The sequence below is a fragment of the Trinickia sp. LjRoot230 genome (assembly GCF_964253315.1).
In the GTDB taxonomy this organism is placed as follows: Bacteria; Pseudomonadota; Gammaproteobacteria; order Burkholderiales; family Burkholderiaceae; genus Trinickia.
Genome location: NZ_CAXUQX020000001.1, coordinates 2,089,472 through 2,109,555 on the forward strand (window position 1 = coordinate 2,089,472; position 20,084 = coordinate 2,109,555).

Annotated in this window: 18 protein-coding genes; 4 read left to right on the plus strand and 14 right to left on the minus strand. The window is 61.7% G+C overall.

Translation table 11 applies throughout. The features are described from left to right. Positions 1-32: 32 nt before the first annotated feature. Both ACSQ20_RS09755 and ACSQ20_RS09760 read right to left on the minus strand, forming a co-directional pair. Positions 33-1,625 (minus strand): ABC-F family ATPase, encoded by a 1,593-nt coding sequence (locus ACSQ20_RS09755; protein ID WP_436019351.1) that lies wholly within the window; start codon positions 1,623-1,625, stop codon positions 33-35. 61 nt (positions 1,626-1,686) lie between these two features. Beyond that, entirely contained in the window at positions 1,687-4,014 is a 2,328-nt protein-coding gene (locus tag ACSQ20_RS09760; RefSeq protein WP_436019353.1) for an AsmA family protein, read from the minus strand. Positions 4,015-4,204: 190 nt separating this feature from the next. Here ACSQ20_RS09760 and ACSQ20_RS09765 point away from each other — a divergent pair, with 190 nt between their 5' ends. Next, on the plus strand, positions 4,205-4,897 hold the full coding sequence (locus tag ACSQ20_RS09765; RefSeq protein WP_436019356.1) for an ABC transporter ATP-binding protein: 693 nt from the start codon (positions 4,205-4,207) through the stop codon (positions 4,895-4,897). Further along, positions 4,894-5,703 (plus strand): ABC transporter permease, encoded by an 810-nt coding sequence (locus tag ACSQ20_RS09770; protein WP_436019358.1) that lies wholly within the window; start codon positions 4,894-4,896, stop codon positions 5,701-5,703. Before ACSQ20_RS09765 ends, ACSQ20_RS09770 begins: the two co-directional genes overlap by 4 nt. A 15-nt stretch (positions 5,704-5,718) precedes the next feature. Here ACSQ20_RS09770 and ACSQ20_RS09775 read toward each other — a convergent pair whose 3' ends face one another. Then, complete coding sequence (locus tag ACSQ20_RS09775; RefSeq protein WP_436019360.1) at positions 5,719-6,270, minus strand: DUF6013 family protein; 552 nt, start codon at positions 6,268-6,270, stop codon at positions 5,719-5,721. 314 nt (positions 6,271-6,584) lie between these two features. Here ACSQ20_RS09775 and serB point away from each other — a divergent pair, with 314 nt between their 5' ends. Further along, positions 6,585-7,427 (plus strand): phosphoserine phosphatase SerB, encoded by an 843-nt coding sequence (serB, locus tag ACSQ20_RS09780; protein ID WP_436019362.1) that lies wholly within the window; start codon positions 6,585-6,587, stop codon positions 7,425-7,427. Between the two features lie 24 nt (positions 7,428-7,451). On the opposite strand, the gene ACSQ20_RS09785 is transcribed toward serB, so the two are convergent. From ACSQ20_RS09785 to ACSQ20_RS09810, 6 genes are all read right to left on the minus strand, one after another. Continuing rightward, positions 7,452-8,639 (minus strand): cystathionine beta-lyase, encoded by a 1,188-nt coding sequence (locus tag ACSQ20_RS09785; protein ID WP_436019364.1) that lies wholly within the window; start codon positions 8,637-8,639, stop codon positions 7,452-7,454. Positions 8,640-8,694: 55 nt separating this feature from the next. After that, positions 8,695-9,879 (minus strand): beta-ketothiolase BktB, encoded by a 1,185-nt coding sequence (gene bktB / locus ACSQ20_RS09790; protein WP_436019366.1) that lies wholly within the window; start codon positions 9,877-9,879, stop codon positions 8,695-8,697. Between the two features lie 201 nt (positions 9,880-10,080). Then, on the minus strand, positions 10,081-11,472 hold the full coding sequence (rimO, locus tag ACSQ20_RS09795) for a 30S ribosomal protein S12 methylthiotransferase RimO (RefSeq protein ID WP_436019368.1): 1,392 nt from the start codon (positions 11,470-11,472) through the stop codon (positions 10,081-10,083). Between the two features lie 245 nt (positions 11,473-11,717). Then, the gene (locus ACSQ20_RS09800) at positions 11,718-11,987 is read right to left on the minus strand and encodes a hypothetical protein (protein WP_436019370.1); all 270 of its coding nucleotides are present in this window, start codon (positions 11,985-11,987) and stop codon (positions 11,718-11,720) included. After that, positions 11,968-12,489 carry a DUF2778 domain-containing protein gene (locus tag ACSQ20_RS09805; protein WP_436019372.1) on the minus strand — a complete coding sequence of 174 codons (522 nt, stop codon included), beginning with the start codon at positions 12,487-12,489 and terminating at the stop codon, positions 11,968-11,970. The genes ACSQ20_RS09800 and ACSQ20_RS09805 overlap by 20 nt, the downstream gene beginning before the upstream one ends. Positions 12,490-12,507: 18 nt before the next feature. Beyond that, positions 12,508-12,990 (minus strand): Hcp family type VI secretion system effector, encoded by a 483-nt coding sequence (locus tag ACSQ20_RS09810; RefSeq protein WP_436019374.1) that lies wholly within the window; start codon positions 12,988-12,990, stop codon positions 12,508-12,510. 254 nt (positions 12,991-13,244) lie between these two features. Between ACSQ20_RS09810 and ACSQ20_RS09815 the strand changes: the two genes are divergently transcribed. Further along, on the plus strand, positions 13,245-14,138 hold the full coding sequence (locus ACSQ20_RS09815; protein ID WP_436019376.1) for an alpha/beta fold hydrolase: 894 nt from the start codon (positions 13,245-13,247) through the stop codon (positions 14,136-14,138). 46 nt (positions 14,139-14,184) lie between these two features. Here ACSQ20_RS09815 and phaR read toward each other — a convergent pair whose 3' ends face one another. From phaR to pgeF, 5 genes are all read right to left on the minus strand, one after another. Continuing rightward, positions 14,185-14,754, minus strand: a complete 570-nt coding sequence (phaR, locus tag ACSQ20_RS09820) for a polyhydroxyalkanoate synthesis repressor PhaR (protein WP_436019378.1) — start codon at positions 14,752-14,754, stop codon at positions 14,185-14,187. Positions 14,755-14,918: 164 nt separating this feature from the next. After that, positions 14,919-15,659, minus strand: coding sequence for a 3-ketoacyl-ACP reductase (locus tag ACSQ20_RS09825; protein ID WP_436019380.1), 741 nt, complete (start codon positions 15,657-15,659; stop codon positions 14,919-14,921). Positions 15,660-15,766: 107 nt separating this feature from the next. Further along, entirely contained in the window at positions 15,767-16,948 is a 1,182-nt protein-coding gene (locus ACSQ20_RS09830) for an acetyl-CoA C-acetyltransferase (RefSeq protein WP_436019382.1), read from the minus strand. A 78-nt stretch (positions 16,949-17,026) separates the two neighbouring features. After that, positions 17,027-18,778, minus strand: a complete 1,752-nt coding sequence (gene phaC / locus ACSQ20_RS09835) for a class I poly(R)-hydroxyalkanoic acid synthase (RefSeq protein WP_436023018.1) — start codon at positions 18,776-18,778, stop codon at positions 17,027-17,029. 473 nt (positions 18,779-19,251) lie between these two features. Further along, on the minus strand, positions 19,252-20,076 hold the full coding sequence (gene pgeF / locus ACSQ20_RS09840; protein ID WP_436019384.1) for a peptidoglycan editing factor PgeF: 825 nt from the start codon (positions 20,074-20,076) through the stop codon (positions 19,252-19,254). Positions 20,077-20,084: the final 8 nt, after the last annotated feature.

Below are 20,084 nucleotides of genomic sequence, written 5' to 3' on the forward strand. Positions count from 1 at the left end.
GTGCGCTATTTTACGCGGCTCGCTTGACGCCGTTACTGCACGCCCTGGCTCGTCAGGAATTCTTCGTAATTTCCACCGAAGTCGTAGAGCGTGCCGTCCGTACGCACCTCGATGATGCGGTTGGCCAGCCCGCTCACGAACTCGCGGTCGTGCGAGACGAAAATCAGCGTGCCTTCGTATTTGTCGAGCGCGATCTGCAGCGACTCGATCGACTCCATGTCCATATGGTTCGTCGGCTCGTCCATCAGCAGCACGTTATGGCGGCCCAGCATCAGCTTGCCCCAGATCATGCGGCCCTTTTCGCCTCCCGATAGGACCTTGACCGACTTTCTGATGTCGTCAGCGTTAAACAGCAACCGTCCCAGCGTGCCGCGCACCATCTGGTCGTCATCGCCTTCCTTGCGATAGTCGTCGATCCACTCCATCAGCGTGGCGTCGCGCGGAAACTCTTCGTACGTATCCTGCGGCATGTAGCCGATATTTGCGTTCTCAGCCCACTTGATGGTGCCGCCGTCGAGCGCCAGATTGCTCTGCAGCGCACGCAGCAACGTGGTCTTACCTGCCCCGTTTTCGCCGATGATCGCAATACGTTCGCCCGGCTGCACGCTCAAATCGAAGTGCTCGAAAATGGTGCGCTCGTAGCGCTTCGTGATGTTCTCCGCCACGACGACGATGTTATGCAGCTTCTTCTCGAATTCGAAACGGATGAACGGGTTCTGTCGCGACGACGGCTTGAATTCCTCGATTTTGATCTTGTCGATCTGCTTCAAGCGGCTCGTCGCCTGGCGGGCCTTCGACTTGTTGGCCGAAAAGCGCCGCACGAAGTCCTGCAAATCGGCAATGCGCTCTTTCGCCTTGGCATTGGCGTTCGCTTGACGCTCGCGGGCCTGCGTCGATGCAAGCATGTAGTCGTCGTAATTGCCCGGATAGACCTTGAGCGTGCCAAAGTCCATGTCCGCCATGTGCGTGCAGACCTGATTCAGAAAGTGCCGATCGTGCGAGATGATGATCATCGTCGAGTTGTACTCGTTGAGCACGTCTTCGAGCCAGCGAATCGAGTTGATGTCGAGGTTGTTGGTCGGCTCGTCGAGCAGCAGCACATCGGGGTTCGAAAACAGCGCCTGTGCCAGCAGCACGCGCAGCTTCCAACCCGGCGCAACGTTGCTCATCGGACCGGCGTGGTCCCCGATATGAATGCCGATACCGAGCAGCAGTTCGCCTGCGCGCGCTTCGGCCGTATAGCCGCCATATTCGGCGAACTTCGCTTCGAGTTCGGCCGCGTGCATGTAGTCGTCGTCCGTCGCGTCGGGGTTCGCGTAGATTGCATCGCGCTCCGTCATCGCGGCCCACATCTCGGTGTGCCCCATCATCACGACGTCGAGCACCCGCATATCCTCATACGCGAATTGATCCTGGCGCAGCTTGCCGAGGCGAACATTGGGCTCGAGCATGACTGTGCCGGCGCTCGGATCGAGATCGCCGCCGAGAATCTTCATGAACGTCGATTTGCCGCAGCCGTTCGCGCCGATCAGACCGTACCGGTTGCCCTCCCCGAACTTGACCGAGATATTCTCGAAGAGCGGCTTCGGCCCGAATTGCATGGTGATATTGGCGGTAGACAGCACGGCGCGGCCCTCAGAATGATGTTCGACGAAAAACTCGCAATTTTAGCAAGTTTCCGCGACATCACCCACCTCCTTTCCCGTTGACGGGCGCATTTTGGGCCGGCAGCGCACTACTGGTGCCGGCCGCCGCGTCAGGCGGCTTCGGTCGCGCGGACGGCGGCGGTGCATGCGGCGCCTCGCGCATGCGCGCAATCAGCGTCTCGCAGGGGGCCGGCTGGTTGTGGCTCGGCGCCATCAGCGGAAGCAACGCGGCGAACGGATTCAACAGCCCGAGCCCCACTGCCGCGCCGGCCCGCAAGGCGAGCGCCTCCTTACTCACGCCGACGTCGGGGTGTTTGAACGTGCCCTTCACGTAAAGCGGGGAACGCAGCGAAAACACGCGGAAACCTTTGGTCTGCGGATGGATCGTCAGGTTCATCGTCTCATTGCGCAAATCGATGCGTCCGTCCATCGCAATCAGCGCATCTTCGGTATCGAGCGCAAACGTCCGCGAGTCAAGCACCCCGTCGCTGGCCGTGAAATCGGCTACGCCGCAGCGGATATTCACGTCGCGATGCCCGAACAGCTTTTCGTACACGATATTGGCCACGTTGAGTCCTGCCTCTTCCATCAACAAGCGGCTGACTGTGCCGTGCGTCACCAGCGCCTTCACCTCGCCATCGAGCGTCGCTGCGAGCGCCGCCGGCGAGTTGCCGGTGGCCGACAACGCGGCGTCACCGTTGATCTCGCCAAGCGCGGATTGCATCGTCTTGTGCGACGGGAAAAGCTGCTTGAGTTTCAAATGACGAGCCGACATCGACATGCGTGCGTTGAGCGGAACCCGGCTGCCGTCGAGCCCGGTATCCATCGCGAGCGTGCCCCCGGCGACACCGAAGCGAAGCGGCTTGAGGCTCAGCACGCCGTCTTTGAGCAGCACGTGCGTGTGCAGATCGGAGATCGGCAGCGCAGGGTCTTTCAGAATGCGTTTGCCCGTAAACGTCACGTCGGCATTGATCGCGCGCCAGCGATCGGTCCTGAACGGCTCGACCGGCAGCGCGCGCGTCTCCGGCTGCTTGACCGGGTCGCCGCGCCGCGCTTTGCTGCGGTTGGTGTCGGCGCCGACAATCGGCGCCAGGTCGGCAAAGCGCAGTAGGTTCGACACCACTTGGCCATGCAGGAACGGGCGCGGCTGCGGCCGCTCGTAGGTGAGCGTGCCCTCGAGATCGCTGTCGCCCACGCGCCCTGTGAAGCCGCTGTAAATGAACTTCGTCTCGGCGTCCTCGGTGCCGAACTGGCCGCTCAGGTGGCCATCGGTCGCATAGGGCGGCGTATCAGGCAGCGTCACGCCGAGAATCGGATAAAGGTGCGACAGACTCGCGCCTTGCAGCCAAAGCCGCAGGTCGAGCGCGGCCAAGTGCAGCGGGTCGGTCAGCGTACCGACAAGCGCCAAGCGCGTGTCGCCGATCTTGACGTCGGCTTGCATCGGAAACGGCCGCGTCGTATCGCGCAAAGCCAGCACGCCGCCGATCTTGCCGCTGCCCGAGACCGCTGTCGTGCGGTAGGTCCCCTTCGCGTTGAAGGCCAGCGCGTAAAGATCGCGCGGGTTTGGCGACGCCGATGGCGAGGATGCCGAACTCGCCGCGCCCGGCGCAGCGGTTGACGCCGCCGACGCACCTGAGGCAGTTGATGCACCTGCGGCACCGGAGGCGCCCAAAGCGGCGCGCTCTTGCGCCGACAACGCGCGGGCGCCGTGCTTGCCCACCACTTGCGCGGCCGTCTCGCGTGACGCGCTTTCCTGTTGTTTCAGTACATCGCCGATCGCAAGCGGCTTGCCAAGCGTGTCGATGCCAATTTGCAGATCGACTTTCTTGAGCGCGTCGGCCAGCGCGATGCTGCCGTTTGCGAACCCGAGATTGGCGAGTTCGAGCCGCCAGCGTGTTGGCTGCTGCGGATGCGGCAACTGGAATACCCAATTCGCACGGCCGTCGACCAGCCGCTCCAAATCGATCGACGGATTCGTCAAATCGATCGACGGCACGATGATCCTATGCGCAAAAAGCGGCAAAACCTCGACCGTGAAAGCGATCTCGTCGGCTGTCGCGAAATGTGGTGTTTTGGTCCAGGGCGGATTACCGACGCTGATACGGTAGGCCGAAAAGCGCGGCCACGGTATCCACGCTCGCCACCCGCGCTCGCTCACCGGGTGCTGCCAGTTCACACGCAGATCGCCATTGATTGCAAAGGGGCGCCCGATCGCTTGCGATACCTTGTCGTCCACCCAAGGGCGGGCACGATTCCAGTCGAATGTGATGGCAAAAACGGCACAGGCGGCGATCAGCACGATGACGGCAACGAGTGCCCAGGCGACAATCAGGCCCGCGGTGCGCGGAAGGGTTCGAGCAAGCGGCATAAGGACTCCGGCGTGCGCGACGCAGTGACGATCCCGCCAAAATGCCGCATGCGCGATAGTCATGCTCGCATAGTCTGTGCACCCTATGTAGCAAACCTCGTGCCGAGCCGTGGGTTGCGGCTGATCGCATATGATGTCGGAGCATAACCGGCGACGCAGCCACTTTCTCTATCCCGATCGACCTCAACGCATGGCTGCCCCTCCTCTCGTCCAGACGCATGGCATCGTCCGCCGCGATTTGCGCTCGGGCACCACACTGCTGGCCGCAACCGATTTCTCGCTGACGGCAGGCGAACGCGTGAGTCTCACAGGCCCCTCCGGCGCCGGAAAAAGCGTATTGCTGCGCGCGCTGGCCTTGCTCGATCCGCTCGATACCGGGCACATCGAATGGCATGGGCAACTTGTCGAACGCAAGCACATTCCGCGTTATCGCGCGGCCGTTGCTTATATCCGGCAACGGCCGGCCTTACTCGAAGGCACAGTGGAGGACAACCTGCGCTACCCCTACTCGCTCCACACGTATCGCGGCCGTCGTTTCGACCGCAGCGGTGCCGAGCGGCTCGCAGCACGCGCAGGCCGGCCACGCGGCTTTCTCGACAAACGCGCGAGCGAACTGTCTGGGGGCGAGGCGCAAGTGTGCGCATTGATCCGCACGCTGCAACTCGAACCTGAAATACTGCTGCTGGATGAGCCGACATCCTCGCTCGATCCGCAAACGGCGCAAGCGGTCGAGGCGCTCGTCGACGACTGGTTCGCCGCAGGCGACGGCGCTCGGGCATCGATATGGGTCTCACACGATCCGGCGCAGGCGCACCGTGTCGGCTTGCGCGCCGTCGCGATGCTCGCGGGGCGCATCGAGCCGGTGACCGAGACCCTCCGATGAACACGGCGCTACACCAGTTGAGCCTTGTCGATGTCGCAATCGCGGCGCTGCTCATCGTCGTCAACGGGGCCGTCTCGGCCGCGCTCTCGCTTGGCCTGGGCCGCAAGCTCGCGCTTGCCGCATTGCGCACGGTCGTCCAGTTGCTCGCGATCGGCTACGTACTCGGCTGGGTGTTCCGATTCGATCGCTGGTATGTCGTCTTGCCGTTGATGGCATTGATGACCGTGGTCGCAGGGTTGGCGGGCGCCTCGCGCGGCGAGCACGGCTATCGCGGCCAGCGCATCGACAGCATCGTGTCGATTTGGCTAAGTGCGTGGCTGGTCGCCGCCGTGGGGCTTTTCGCCGTCATTCGCATTCATCCGTGGTACGCACCGCAATACGCCATCCCCATCCTCGGGATGATTCTTGGTAACACGCTGACCGGTGTCTCGCTTGCCATCGAGCGCATAACTGAAGCGCTGACCGCACGACGCGATCGCCTCGAGATGGCATTGGCATTGGGGGCCACGCGCTGGGAGGCAGCGCAGGGGCCCGCCCGTCAAGCCGTGCGCGCGGGCATGATCCCGACGCTCAATCAGATGGCCGTGGTCGGTGTCGTCAGCCTGCCCGGCATGATGACCGGGCAGGTCTTGGCGGGGCAGTCTCCGTTGCAAGCCGTCCGGTATCAGATCGTCATCATGTTCCTGATCGCGGCGGCGTCTGCGCTCGGGACCGTGGGAGCCGTCTTGCTCACCTATCGACGGCTCTTCTCACCCGAGCACAGATTCCTGGCCGCGCGTCTCGTCGAGCGGGGCGGTACGAACTAGGGCTTGCGTCTCTTTTTAACGCTGCGCCGACACCGTTACCTTGCTGCCGTCGCTCAAGCTGACGGTCTTCGCGCTGCCGGTGGTGGGCATCGTGAAGCGCAGGACCTGGCTAACCGTCACCATCTGCGGACATTGCGCTTTACCGGCCGCTTTGGCCGACGCCTTGGCCTTGGGTGCGGCAGCTTGCACGCTCAACTGGACAGTAGCCGTGCCGTCCGGCGCGACGATTGGCGCCAGGCGAACGCTAATCGAGCGCATGGCGGCGCCATTGACGTCCACCGCGAGACCCGAGCTATTCGGGCAGTGTTCAGGCATGGGTACCGCGCCGCCGGGAGGGACTGTCTTCCAGTTGAAATCGTCGCTTTGGCCGGAGCGGATGGTACGCGTTTCCTGGACGTTGCCGAACGACTTCGATGCAACTTTCACGGTGTATTTGATCGGCCCATCAGCGGCTGTCTTCGAGGTCACGGTGATGGGGGGCGCAGCGTACGCGGCAGCGCCAAGCGCACCGAGCGAACATGCGGCGACGTAAGCCAGAGCGACGAACGATCTGCGGCAAACACTCATGCTGTCACCTCCTTTTTTTAGCGGCGCACGACGGCATGTCGCGGCGTGTTGTACAGCGGATGCAATTTCTGTGACCGGATGGGCGATGCGTTGTCAGTCTAACGCCAACTCGCGCGCGCTGTTGCGCTCTGGAAATTGGGAGTTGTCCCGCTTGCGTTCGGTGCTGACTTGCGGATGGGCGGGTAATGCTCGCTGTCGACACGTGACTCGAAGCTGATACCGGGCAGCCGTCGCTCAGCCGCTACAATACGCGGATTTCCTGCTCCCAAACGCTGTCGGCGCACCGACGGCATGAAACCCACGCAAGCGTCGCCATGAACCTCGTCATTCAGAGCCCAAAGCCCTTAGCGGCCGCCCATGCCAAGCCGCTTCTCGCACTCGCCCGCGGCGTGAGCGTCCAGCATATCGACGCGCATGCGATACGCATCACCGAGACCGATCCGACGCAGCGCGGCAATGTGGACGCCTACTGCGAGACCCACGCACTCGATTACGCGTTCGTGCGGCCGGATCTCGCATGGCGCGACTTCGGTCTGGTCGCGATGGATATGGATTCGACGCTCATCACGATCGAATGCATCGATGAAATCGCCGATTTTTGTGGTTTGAAAGCCGAGGTTTCGGCCATCACCGAAGCGGCGATGCGCGGCGAAATCAAGAATTTCGACGAAAGCTTGATCGCGCGCGTGTCCTTGCTCAAGGGGCTCGACGCACACGCGCTCGACCATGTTTATGCCGAGCGGCTGCAGTTATCGCCGGGTGCCGAAACCATGCTCGCAGCGGCACAATCGGTAGGGCTGCGCACGCTGCTCGTCTCGGGCGGGTTCAACTTTTTTACGGACCGGCTCAAAGCGCGGCTGCAGCTCGACTTCACGCGCGCAAATACGCTCGATATCGTCGATGGCAAACTGACCGGCTGCGTGCTGGGTGAGATCGTCAACGCGAGCGTCAAGGCGCGCACCGTACGCGAAACCTGTGCCGCGCTCGGCATTGCGCCCGCTCAGGCCATCGTGCTCGGCGACGGCTCGAACGACCTCGAGATGATGGCCGAAGCGGGGCTGTCGGTGGCGTTTCGCGCGAAACCCGTCGTGCGGGCGGCGGCCGACGTGGCGTTCAACCACGTCGGCCTCGATGGCCTCTTACGGCTTTTACAGTAGCGCAGATTAGCGAAGCGACGCCCGTCAGGCCAACGTGATCGCCATCGCGCGTTCGATGTCCGCGCGCAAATCGGCCTCGTCCTCCAAGCCCATATAGAAGCGCACCAACGTGCCGCGATGCGGCCACGGCGAGGCGGTGCGCGCCGACGCCACATCGTAAGGCATGACAAGACTGTGGGCCCCGCCCCAGCTCCAGCCGATCGCAAACAGTTCGAGCGCTTCGACGAACGCGTCGATCTGACGCGCACTGTATCGTTCGTCGAAAATCACGGAGAAGAGGCCACCCGCGCCCGTGAAGTCGCGCTCGAATTGCGCGTGCCCGGGGCAGTCACTCAGCGCCGGATGCAACACCGTGGCAATTTCGGCGCGGGTTTTCAGCCAGTGCGCCAGGTTCAGCGCCGTCCGGTCGTGGGCCTCGAAGCGTGCCTTCATATTCGGCAAACTACGCAGGACGAGCGAGCAGTCGTCGGCCGACACACCGATCCCCATGCGCATTCTGGCCCGCTTGAGCTTGAGGTGCAGATCGTGATCGACTGTAATCGTCGCGCCCATCAGTACGTCGCTACCACCCGACTGATACTTCGTCAGCGCTTGTACCGAAATATCGACGCCCAGCTCGAGCGGTCGAAACGCCAGCCCGGCCGAATAAGTATTATCGATCGCCGTGACGATGTTGCGCTCGCGCGCCGCTTTCACGATTGCACGCACATCCGGCACTTCCATCGTCACCGAACCTGGTGCTTCGATCCAGATCAGGCGGGTATTCGGCGCAATGAGATCGGCGATACCCGCCCCGACAAGCGGATCGTAATAGCTGACCTCCAGGCCAAAATCCTGTGCGAGCCACTCGCCGTGCTCGCGGTTCGGCGAGTAGACGTTATCGGGAATCAGCACGCCATCGCCTGACTTCACGATGCCGAAATAGACGTTCGAGATTGCCGACAATCCCGACGGCTGCAGCAACGCATATCGTCCGCCTTCAATCGCGGCAATGCGCTGCGCGAGCGCCGCGGAGGTCGGCGTGGCGTGCAAGCCATAGCGCCATTGCGCATCATCGCGCCAATCGGCCGCGCGCACCGTCGCGAGATCGGGAAAGATCACCGTCGATGCGCGCGCCACAGGCGTGGTGAACGCGGCGAAGCCCGGTGTGAGATCGGTATCGGCATGCACGATGCACGTTTGGCGCCCGCGCGTGGAAGTGGAGTCGGTCATGGCAAGTCAGTCGACAGCAGATGGAACGGGTTGAATGCAATAGGTTGATCGGCGCTCAAATGCGTTCGAACACGACGGCAATGCCCTGCCCTCCGCCGATGCACATCGTGGTGAGACCGTAGCGGCCCTCGCTGCGCGCGAGCTCGTACAGCGTCTTGACCGCGATGATCGCACCGGTCGCGCCGATCGGGTGACCAAGCGAGATGCCGGAGCCATTCGGATTGACCTTGGCGGGATCGAGCTGCAACTCGGACGTCACCGCGCAGGCTTGCGCCGCGAACGCTTCGTTTGCCTCGATCACGTCGAGTTGGTCAGTGCGAAGGCCGGCGCGCGCGAGCGCATTGCGCGTGGCCGGCACGGGGCCGATGCCCATATAAGCGGGATCGACACCCGCATGTCCGTACGAAACGAGGCGCGCGAGCGGCTGCAGCCCGCGCGCTTGCGCCACGCTGCGCTCCATCAGCACCACGGCGCCGGCGCCATCATTGAGCCCGGACGCATTGCCCGCTGTCACCGTGCCATCCTCTTTCTGATAGACGGGCTTAAGGCGCGTCAAATCCGCAAGCGAGGCGTCATGCCGAACGTGTTCATCGGTATCGAAGACCACTTCGCCCTTTTTCGAAGGAATCGATATCGGCAGGATTTGATCTTTGAACCAGCCGGCGCGAATCGCCTGCGATGCACGGCGATGCGACTCGAGTGCAAGCTCATCTTGCATCGCGCGCGTAATCCCGTACTTGCGCGCGACGTTTTCGGCGGTCACGCCCATATGAAACGCTTCGAACGGGTCGTGCAGTGCGCCGAGCATCATGTCGACGAGGCGCGCATCGCCCATGCGCTGGCCGAACCTGGCCGTCGGCGCGATATAAGGCGCACGGCTCATACTTTCCGCGCCACCCGCGACAGCGATGTCGGTGTCCCCGAGCAAAATACTTTGCGCAGCCGAAACGATGGCCTGCAACCCCGAGCCGCAAAGACGGTTGACCGTCATGGCGGGCGCGTGCTGCGTGACACCCGCGTTCAGTGCGGCAACGCGCGCCAGATACATGTCTTTCGGCTCGGTCTGAATCACATTGCCGAACACCACATGCCCCACTTCATCGCCACTCACCTTCGCACGCGCGAGGGCCTCGCGTACGACCCGTGCGCCAAGCTCGGTCGGTGCAAGATCCTTGAGGCTGCCGCCAAAGTCGCCGATTGCCGTGCGCACCCCGCTCACCACCACCACTTCTCGTTGCATTGCTTTTCTCCTGTGTCGACCGGAGTTAGCGCTTTAGCGCTTACTCCGGTCCCATGCAAAGCTGTTCAGAGTTATCGAGTTAGCGCTTTAGCGCTTACTCCGGTCCCATGCAAAGCTGTTCAGAATTGTCGACATTGCGTTGACGCGTCAAAGTAGCTGCACCACGCGAGCAACGGGTGGCCACGGGCCTGGGGCCTGGACTCAGACTTCGCCCCACAGATCATGGCCATCCGCGCCGGTAATCCGCACGGAAACGAAGTCACCGACCTTGTAGCGCTTCGACGCTTTGGACGCGGGCGCGACATAGACAACACCGTCGATCTCGGGCGCATCGGCGGCTGTGCGGCCAATGCCGCCGTCGGCGTTGACTTCATCGACGAGCACCTTGAGCGTCTTGCCTACTTTGCGTGCCATGCGCTTGGCCGACACCTCTTCGGCCACTTCCATGAAGCGCGCGCGACGCGCTTCGCGCACTTCGTCCGGCAGCGCGCCGTCGAGTTCATTGGCGCTCGCGCCTTCGACAGGAGAGTACGCGAAGCAGCCCACGCGATCGAGCTCCGCAGCCCGAATGAATTCGAGGAGCGTCTCGAATTGCGCCTCGGTCTCGCCCGGAAAGCCGGCGATAAAGGTGCTGCGTATCGTCAGATCGGGGCACATGCGTCGCCAGGCGGCAACCCGTTCGAGCGTGCGCTCGGCGTTGGCCGGACGCTTCATGCGCTTGAGCACTTGCGGATCGGCGTGCTGAAACGGCACGTCGAGATATGGCAGGATATGGCCCTTGAGCGGGCCCTGCGCCATCATCGGAATGATTTCGTCAACGTGCGGATACGGATACACGTAATGCAGACGCACCCAGGCCCCGAACCCGGCGGCCAGTTCGCCGAGCGCGCCGACGAGTTCGGTCATGCGCGTCTTGAGCGGACGGCCGTTCCAGAAGCCGGTGCGGTACTTGACATCGACGCCGTAAGCACTCGTGTCCTGCGAGATCACGAGCAACTCTTTGACACCGGACTTGAAGAGATTCTCGGCCTCGAGCATGACCTCGGCCACCGGCCGCGACACGAGATCGCCGCGCATCGACGGAATGATGCAGAACGTGCAACGGTGGTTGCAGCCTTCGGAGATCTTGAGATAGGCGTAATGGCGCGGCGTGAGTTTGATGCCCGCTGCGGGGACGAGGTCGACGAATGGATCGTGCGGCTTCGGCAAATGGCTGTGCACGGCCTGCATGACTTCGCCGAGTGCATGTGGGCCGGTGACGGCCAGCACCTTCGGATGCACTTCCTCGATCAGCCCGGAGCCGCTTGCGCTTTTCTTGGCGCCAAGGCAACCGGTCACGATGACCTTGCCGTTCTCGGTGAGTGCCTCGCCGATGGCGTCGAGGCTTTCCTGCACCGCTTCGTCGATGAACCCGCAGGTGTTGACGACCACCAGATCGGCGCCGTCGTAGCTACCCGAGATCTCGTAACCCTCTGCGCGCAACTGGGTAATGATTTGCTCGGAGTCGACGAGCGCTTTGGGGCAGCCTAGGGACACGAAACCCACGCGGGGCGCGGATTGAACGGGGAACGTTGATTCTGCGGGATTTTTCACGAATACATCCGGAAGTGAGGCAACCACGCCGGGCAGCGCGGCCGAGCGACAAATTCGAATTTTACCTGACAGATGGAGATGCGAGGCGGCGCGGGGCGGTGTGATGTCCAGCACGTTGCGCCGGCCGTTGCAAAGAAGCACCGGATGGGTCACTCACCGCTTACTTGAGTCTCACGAGCGGCTTGGGGGCTGTATTGAAAGGTCATGGTTTCCGGTCCCTCCCCAAATAGTTTTTCAGTGGCCTGCTAATCTGTTTTATGTTTCACCTTGAAAAATCGCCAGAGTTTTATAAGCAAAGCATAAGCAGCGATAGCGACGACGAGATCTATAGATGCCATCGAGCCAATATAGAACATCTCATAATCGCGCACTCCGAATGCTTCAGATATCACGATTAACTGATGTTGCTGCTCCATCGTCATTGGAATCGGATAAGTGTGAACATACCTCCCCGCCAGGAAAAACAATCCACAAAATAAAAGTGTTTTGAAAACCCTACGAACAAGTGTTTCCATATGCAATGACCTCAATCCATCCATATGCGCTTAGCGCTGAATTACCCGCAGGAATAGTGGTTGTATGTCGCAATGCTTGCCGGAGAGTCTGAAATTGAGAACGACTTTGCAGTGTGATACATCCAAACGAGGATCCACCGCCGCCGATCGGATGCAGCCGGAAATTGCCGCGCTCTACTCCATTTATCCATGTGCGATCGTCAATCTTGGCATCATCACGATACAGAGCAAACCATTCCGAATGATTGGACGGTGCGTCCAAAAAGATGGTGTTCCATGCGTCTTTAACCCAAGTTTGCGCCTCCGAGCGAATGCCACCGGTGGGCCGGTCAACTACCCAATACTTCCCGGCGGGTAGAGGCCCCTTGTCCTTCACAGCCGTACATCCACCTCGATTGCGATAAACACCATCGCCGGAGAAAGCCATGAATGTGCCTACTCCAAAAATAGACAATGGAGACAGAGGTGCGTTGTTTACAACAAATTTTCCCTGCAAAGCCATCGACGTCTCTCCCGATAATTAGCGTTCGCTCCACGCATCGGTGAACTTGATATTGCCGTCCGTGTAATGCCACGTGATGCGCTCATACATCATCGAAACGGACTCAATATGGTTGAGCGCCGACATTTCTGCCAACTTCGTGTTAGCCATTCCGGGATTGATACCCGTGATTTTCACGCCTTCCAGCAGCATGATGAAGTAGACCTGCTCTTGCCCTGCGTCGTTAATTCTGTACCACCTTAGTTCCGCGGATTCGAGCGTCTGCCCTTTGGCGACCGCCTTGTACAGGTAGGGGCTGGCAGCATCGAATTCCTTTTCGATGCTCATCGGAGAGTGCAAGCGGGTACCGGTAATTTTCCCGGAGCTACTATCGACGGGAAGATTCAGCCCGTGACTAAAGCCAATCACCTCGATGCTTCCGTCACGCCCCTGTACCGTTACGGAACCCTTGATATCTGCTCCGCCATCGTCTTTGAGCCACATATAGGCTGGAATCGGCATACTGGTTTCTGCTCCCTTTCGAGTTAAGGACCATGTTTCCGAGCAGAATCGTCTAAGGAATCGGCCCGGCCAGCACGATACACCATGCGCGAGAATATTTGAAATGAATTTGTAAGAATTGCCGCGTTGGCCTATCGAGAGGCTCGTTGCCTGCGTCGGTAGACCGAGCAGCGGCCGTTACGGCCCGGCATGTCTGTTAATCCGCCTTCGGTGCGCTAACCTATCGTCGTCTTTCCCAAACCAGGAGAACCGCGATGCAAGCTTCGCTTCGCCACGCTCGCACAGCAAAGCTCGATATCGCCTATTCCGATTCGGGCCCGCCCGCTGGCCAACCGGTACTGTTGCTGCACGGCTGGCCCGATTCGGCGCGGGCCTGGGCAAGCGTCGCTGCGCGCTTGAACGCAGCCGGATTTCGAACCATCGTCCCCGACTTACGAGGATTCGGCGCAACACGCTTCGTGCGCGACGACATCATGCGCGACGGCACCGGCGTTGCGCTGGCGCACGATGCCGCGGACCTCGCCGCAGCGATCGGCCTCGAACACTTCGACGTTGTCGGCCACGACTGGGGCGCTCGCGCGGCCTATACGCTGGCCGCCCTCTTCCCCGAGCGCGTGAGGCGCATCTCGGCACTCGCGCTCGCGTTCCAGCCCCATGGCGCATTCATCCTACCGACAAACTTCGAGCAAGCGCGACGTTTTTGGTATCAGTGGTTTATGACCCTCGACGACGGCCCGGCCGCGGTCCGGCGAGATCCAAAAGGATTCGCGCGGATTCAATGGGAAACGTGGTCGCCGCCGGGCTGGTACGACGACGACGAATTCGAGGCGACGGCTCGCGCATTCGACAACCCCGACTGGGCCGAAGTCACGCTCAATGGCTATCGCACACGCTGGTGCGCAGACACGCTGAGCGACCCCGATTACGACCGATCGCGCATCACCCTGCGCACAATCGATGTCATCGATGTGCCGACACTGATGATCCAGGGGGGCGCCGACCAATGCGACGAACCCGAGCTTTCGCAGGGCCAGGAAAAGCACTTCTCGGCGGGCTATCGCCGCCTCGTGCTCGACGGAGTAGGGCATTTCCCGCCGCGAGAAGCGCCCGAGCAGGTCGCACGAGCGCTGATCGAGCACCTGCGCTGACGCCGCTTGCGGCCTGCGATGCAAACGCTGGTGCCGATCGCGTCGATTACTTCTTCTCCGGCTCCGATCCCGTCGGCGGCTTGTTGAACGGGAACGTGCCGAACATGCTCTTCGCCTGATTTTGCATTTGCTCTTGCAATTGCACGAACATGTTCTTCGATTGCTCGATATAGCTCGTCATCATGCCTTGCATCATCGGCGCTTGCATGTTCATGAACTGCGACCAGACCTCGGGGTTGAGCGCGTTACCTTCGTAGAGATTCTTCGATTGCTCGGTAAGCTTGTTCTGAATATCGATGAACGCCTGAATATTCTTCTCGAGATACGTGCCCATCATCCCTTGCATCGCATGGCCGTAAAAACGGATGATCTGCGAAAGCATCGACGACGAAAACATCGGCACGCCGCCGCTTTCCTCTTCGAGAATGATTTGAAGCAGGATACTGCGTGTCAGGTCTTCATTGCTCTTCGCATCGATGACCTTGAATTCCTCTTGATTGAGCACGAGTTGCTTCACGTCGGCCAACGTGATGTACGTGCTCGTCTCCGTGTCATAGAGCCGACGGTTCGGATATTTTTTGATGAATCGTTCGGCTGTTTTCTTTGTAGTCGACATGTAACGCCTTCTCTTATGAACGCCAACGCAGCGCTGTGATGGCGCCCGTGAGTCCGCTCGTTGCTGTGCTGCACGGCCCACGGGCTCCCCGAAACCGAAACGCCCTGATGCGGGTGCGGCCGCCTCGCACACCAACTCATGCTGCGAGGCGAGTCGCACGCGGATCAGCCCATATGCAAACCGCCGTTCAACGAGAAATCCGCCCCCGTCGAGAACCCGGACTCGTCCGATGCGAGCCATGCAACGATCGATGCGATCTCCTCCGGCGCGCCGAGCCGGCGCACCGGAATCGTGGCGATGATTTTCTCGAGTACGTCGGCACGAATCGACTTGACCATGTCCGTACCGATATAACCCGGGGAGACGGTATTGACTGTCACACCCTTGGTCGCCACTTCTTGCGCAAGCGCCATCGTGAAGCCGTGAATGCCTGCCTTCGCCGTCGAATAGTTGGTCTGGCCGAATTGCCCCTTCTGACCGTTGACCGACGAAATATTGATGACGCGTCCGAAGCCTCGCTCGACCATGCCGTCGATGACCTGCTTCGTGACGTTGAAAAGGCTCGTGAGATTCGTATCGATGACGGCGGTCCAGTCTTCGTGCGTCATCTTGCGAAACACGACGTCGCGCGTGATACCGGCATTGTTGACGAGCACATCGACTTCACCGACCTCGGCCTTGACCTTGTCGAACGCCGTTTTGGTCGACTCCCAATCGCCAACGTTGCCCTCGGATGCGACGAAATCGTACCCCATCGCATTTTGCTGCTCGAGCCAAGTCGTGCGGCGCGGCGAATTTGGCCCGCAACCGGCAACCACGCGAAAGCCCTGCTTGAAGAGGCGCTGGCAAATAGCGGTACCGATGCCGCCCATTCCGCCCGTTACGTATGCAACACGTTGACTCATGAATCACGCTCCATTTTCGTTTTCAGAGGGCGTCTTGCCGACGCCCCCTTTTTGCTTGCCGCAAACCAGACGGCTCACGGACGGCCCTCGCTGCGCTCCACCTGGCGTCAAATGCGCTCGAGCGCCAGTGCCACTCCCATGCCGCCGCCGATACACAACGACGCGAGCCCGCGCTTGGCATCGCGCTTTTGCATCTCGTGCAACAGCGTGACGAGAATACGGCACCCGGAGGCGCCGATCGGATGGCCAATCGCAATCGCCCCGCCGTTCACGTTGATCTTCGACGTGTCCCAGCCCATTTGCTTGTGAACCGCAAGCGCCTGCGCCGCGAACGCCTCGTTGATCTCCATCAGATCCAAGTCGCCTACCGACCAGCCAGCACGCTCCAGACAGCGGCTCGACGCCGGCACAGGCCCCATGCCCATCACTTTTGGATCGACGCCCGCATTCGCATACGCCTTGATGCGCGCAAGCGGCGTCAGTCCAAGCGCTTCCGCCTTCTTCGCCGACATGACGAGTACGGCCGCGGCGCCATCGTTGAGGCCCGACGCGTTGGCCGCCGTCACCGTGCCTTCTTTCGAGAAAGCCGGCTTGAGGCCTGCGAGCGACTCCGCCGTGATCCCGTGCCGCACGAATTCGTCGGTCGCAAAGCGCAGCGGCTCACCCTTTCTCTGCGGAATCTCGATCGGGACGATTTCGTCGTCAAAACGCCCGGCCTTTTGCGCAGCCTCAGCCTTGTTTTGCGACAATGCCGCGAACTTGTCCTGCTCCTCCCGCGTAATGCTGTATTCCTTCGCGACGTTCTCCGCAGTGATACCCATGTGGTACTGGTTATACACGTCCCAGAGGCCGTCGACGATCATGGAATCCACGAGTTTGGCGTCGCCCATCCGAAAGCCGTCGCGCGAGCCCGGCAGCACATGCGGTGCAGCGCTCATGTTTTCCTGACCGCCTGCGACGACGATGTCCGCGTCGCCCGCGATCACCGCATTGGCGGCCAGCATGACTGCCTTGAGGCCCGAACCGCAAACCTTGTTGATCGTCATGCCCGGGACAGCCGAGGGCAACCCGGCCTTGATCAGCGATTGACGCGCGGGGTTCTGGCCCGAAGCGGCCGTGAGCACCTGTCCCATGATTACCTCGCTGACCTGCTCGGGCTTGACGCCCGCGCGCTCGAGTACTGCGCGAATCACCGCCGCGCCGAGCTCGGGCGCCGCGATTTTGGCCAGCGAGCCGCCAAATTTGCCGACCGCGGTGCGGGCGGCCGATACGATCACTACGTCTGTCATTTGTCACTCCTCTGAGCTCTGCGCGATGCGGCCACACTCAGCCACAACTCGTACAGTTAAAAATCGTTTCGCACGCGGTTAGTCGCGCTGCTGCACATAACGTCCCGGCGCCGGCTCGATGATCGGATATTCGGCCGAACCGAGCTGCGCGCGAGGCTTCACCTTTTTGCCGCCGTATTGATCAAGCCAGGAGATCCAATCGGGCCACCAGCTACCGGGTTTCTCGACAGCGTCCGCCAGCCATGCGTCCGGGTCTTCCGGCAGCGCCTTCTCGCTGCCTTCATGCGACCAATAACTGCGTTTGCCCTTTGCCGGCGGGTTGATCACGCCCGCGATATGGCCCGATGCACCGAGCACGAAGCGCTGCGGCCCCGTCAACAACGGCGCGGAGGCATACGCCGTGCGCCATGGCACGATGTGGTCGTCGCGCGAGCCATAGATGAAGGTCGGCACATCGATGCGCGAGAGGTCGACTGACTCGCCGCACACGGTGAGCGCGCCCGGCTCGCGCAAGCGGTTTTCCAGATACGTGTTCCGCAGATACCAGACGTACATCGGCCCGGGCAGATTGGTCGAATCGCTGTTCCAATAGAGCAGGTCGAACGGCGCGGGGGTGCGGCCCTTTAGATAATTATCGACGACATAGTTCCACACAAGATCGTTCGGCCGCAAAAACGAGAATGCGTTGGCGAATTCAACCCCCTGCATGAGCCCCGGCGCCGTGCCGTTCGCGCCACCGATCGTCTGCTCTCGCATGCGCACGTGCGCTTCGTCGACAAACACATCGAGCACGCCGGTATCGGTGAAGTCGAGCATCGCAGTCAGCAGCGTCATGGACGCCGCCGGGTGCTCGCCGCGCGCGGCCAGCACCGAAAGCGCCGTCGCGATCATCGTGCCGCCGATGCAAAAGCCGAACGTGTTGATCTGCTCTCGCCCGCTCACGGCCTTGACGACCTCGATGGCGGCAAGCACGCCATCGCTCGTGTAGTCGTCCCACGTCTTGGCCGCGAGCGAAGCGTCCGGATTGCGCCAGGAGATCATGTAGACCTGGTGCCCGCACGCCAGTGCATGCGCCACGAGCGAGCTCTGCGGCTGCAAGTCGAGAATGTAGTACTTGTTGATGCAAGGCGGCACCATCAATAGCGGCCGTTCGAATACGGTTGCCGTTTGCGGCTTGTACTGAATGAGCTGCATCAGCTCGTTTTCGAAGATGACGGCGCCTTCGGTCGTTGCGATATTCTTGCCGACCACGAAGCCAGATTCGTCGCTCTGCGAGATTTTGCCGCGCCGCATGTCGGCAAGCATATTGAGCACGCCCTGGCGCAGGCTTTCACCGTGGCTCTCGAGCAGCGCCTTTTGCGCCTCCGGGTTCAGCGCGAGGAAGTTGCTGGGAGAGGTGGCCGCCGCCCACTGCTGGACGGAGAAGCGAATGCGCTCGCGGGTCTTGGCGTCGGTGTCCAGCGCATCGGCCAATTCCTGCAGGTAGCGCGTGTTGAGCAGATACCACGCCGCCATGTACCCGAAGGCAGGGGCAGATGTCCAGGCGTCTGACGAAAAGCGCCGGTCAGGCAACTCGGGGGCGGCCGTACCTGCCGCGCCAAACTGCTTGACGAGTTCCATGCATTCACGCGAGTAGTCGGCCTGCAACTGCTGCAAGCGGGCCGGTGGCACCGATGCAATCGGCATCTTCAGCGATTGAAACGCCTGTGCCGCCGCTTGCGCACCATCGGACTCGCCTGGCATTGGGGGCATCGAAGGCATCGCCGACATCGCGAATGGAAACGGAAATGGCGCAGCGGCCGCCGACGCGCCTGTCGGCAGGCCCGGCATCTGTTCGGCGAACGCTCGCCAGGCCTGCGTCCAGGCATCGAACATCTGACGGGCGTCGGGGATGCCCATACTGGCTTGCTGCTCGTTGCTCGAGGAACGATCGGTTTGAGAGGAAGTCGATGGACGTTTTGATGCAGTCATACCCGCTTGTTACCGGTAAGTCTCGGAAGACTGGTTAAAAGGCGGGTGTCGAGCGCACTCGGGCGAACCCTCATGACTTTCATGCGCTCACCCTTGAGAGCGGCCATTCTTGCTCCCGGGCGCAAAACATGTCAATGCTTGAACCGATTTTGCCGCACCGCGATAGCTTTTTTATTATCGTTTTCCCGATGTCGATCGGATGGCGCACGCCCGCTTGCGCCCTTAGCCGGCTTGATCCGCCACACCGGGGGCGTGGCGCGCGCGGCCCGGCGCGCCGACTGGCCGCAACGTCTGAGCGGTACGTTCTTGTGCGGTGCATGGCGCCCCGGCTCTCAGCCCGCGAGCCAGATCAAAGCCGCCATCCGGCCCGTTACGCCATCGCGGCGATACGAGTAGAAGCGTTCGCGCTCGGTGAACGTGCAAGCCTGGCCGCCCGTCACCTGCGTAATCTCGTGGCGGCCCAGTCGTAACCGAGCCAGCGCATAAAGATCGGCGAAGTATTTGCCCGGCGTTGCCGCGCTAGCAACGAACGCGGACGCGGTCCGCTCGCGCTCCTTGGGTCCATCGGCCTGTCCGAGAAACGTCTCGCGTACTTCCGGGCCGACTTCGAACGCACGCGGACCGATCGCCGGGCCCAGATAGGCATGCAGCGAATGAGCGGGCACGCCGGCCGCGGCCGCCACCCGCAACGCCGCCTTTTCCACGATGCCAGCCGCCAACCCCCGCCAGCCCGCATGGGCCGCGCCGACCGCGCGGCCGGCCGGATCGCACAGCAAAACCGGCAGGCAATCGGCGACCATCACGACGCAAGCAACACCCGGCGCCGACGTGACGCTCGCGTCAGCTTGCGGTACAGCGTCGCAAGCAAGCGCCTGCTCGGCGTCCACAATCGTGTCGCCGTGAATTTGCTCGAGCCATGCTGCGTGGGCGGCCGTCAGCGCTGCGACACGCGCACGGTTCTGTTCAACCCGACTGGCGTCGTCCCCGGTATGCGGGCCCAGGTTCAGCCCGCCGGGCAATTCGGTGCCGTCGCCAAAGCGGCCGTAAGGCGGCAGGCTGACGCCGCCCGCACGCGTCGTGACGAGCGCGCGCACACGCGGGGAGACCCGCCACGACGGCTGCAGGCAATCGGCCAGCGTCAGGTCACGATGATTCATTGGCCAGG

What these genes read in the sequence shown, in the direction of transcription:
- ACSQ20_RS09760 (WP_436019353.1), bottom strand. Translation starts at nt 4,014, where the DNA reads ATGCCGCTTGCTCGAACCCTTCCGCGCACCGCGGGCCTGATTGTCGCC.
- ACSQ20_RS09765 (WP_436019356.1), top strand. Translation starts at nt 4,205, where the DNA reads ATGGCTGCCCCTCCTCTCGTCCAGACGCATGGCATCGTCCGCCGCGAT.
- ACSQ20_RS09770 (WP_436019358.1), top strand. Translation starts at nt 4,894, where the DNA reads ATGAACACGGCGCTACACCAGTTGAGCCTTGTCGATGTCGCAATCGCG.
- ACSQ20_RS09775 (WP_436019360.1), bottom strand. Translation starts at nt 6,270, where the DNA reads ATGAGTGTTTGCCGCAGATCGTTCGTCGCTCTGGCTTACGTCGCCGCA.
- serB (WP_436019362.1), top strand. Translation starts at nt 6,585, where the DNA reads ATGAACCTCGTCATTCAGAGCCCAAAGCCCTTAGCGGCCGCCCATGCC.
- ACSQ20_RS09785 (WP_436019364.1), bottom strand. Translation starts at nt 8,639, where the DNA reads ATGACCGACTCCACTTCCACGCGCGGGCGCCAAACGTGCATCGTGCAT.
- bktB (WP_436019366.1), bottom strand. Translation starts at nt 9,879, where the DNA reads ATGCAACGAGAAGTGGTGGTGGTGAGCGGGGTGCGCACGGCAATCGGC.
- ACSQ20_RS09800 (WP_436019370.1), bottom strand. Translation starts at nt 11,987, where the DNA reads ATGGAAACACTTGTTCGTAGGGTTTTCAAAACACTTTTATTTTGTGGA.
- ACSQ20_RS09805 (WP_436019372.1), bottom strand. Translation starts at nt 12,489, where the DNA reads ATGGCTTTGCAGGGAAAATTTGTTGTAAACAACGCACCTCTGTCTCCA.
- ACSQ20_RS09810 (WP_436019374.1), bottom strand. Translation starts at nt 12,990, where the DNA reads ATGCCGATTCCAGCCTATATGTGGCTCAAAGACGATGGCGGAGCAGAT.
- ACSQ20_RS09815 (WP_436019376.1), top strand. Translation starts at nt 13,245, where the DNA reads ATGCAAGCTTCGCTTCGCCACGCTCGCACAGCAAAGCTCGATATCGCC.
- phaR (WP_436019378.1), bottom strand. Translation starts at nt 14,754, where the DNA reads ATGTCGACTACAAAGAAAACAGCCGAACGATTCATCAAAAAATATCCG.
- ACSQ20_RS09825 (WP_436019380.1), bottom strand. Translation starts at nt 15,659, where the DNA reads ATGAGTCAACGTGTTGCATACGTAACGGGCGGAATGGGCGGCATCGGT.
- ACSQ20_RS09830 (WP_436019382.1), bottom strand. Translation starts at nt 16,948, where the DNA reads ATGACAGACGTAGTGATCGTATCGGCCGCCCGCACCGCGGTCGGCAAA.
- phaC (WP_436023018.1), bottom strand. Translation starts at nt 18,778, where the DNA reads ATGCCGGGCCTGCCGACAGGCGCGTCGGCGGCCGCTGCGCCATTTCCG.
- pgeF (WP_436019384.1), bottom strand. Translation starts at nt 20,076, where the DNA reads ATGAATCATCGTGACCTGACGCTGGCCGATTGCCTGCAGCCGTCGTGG.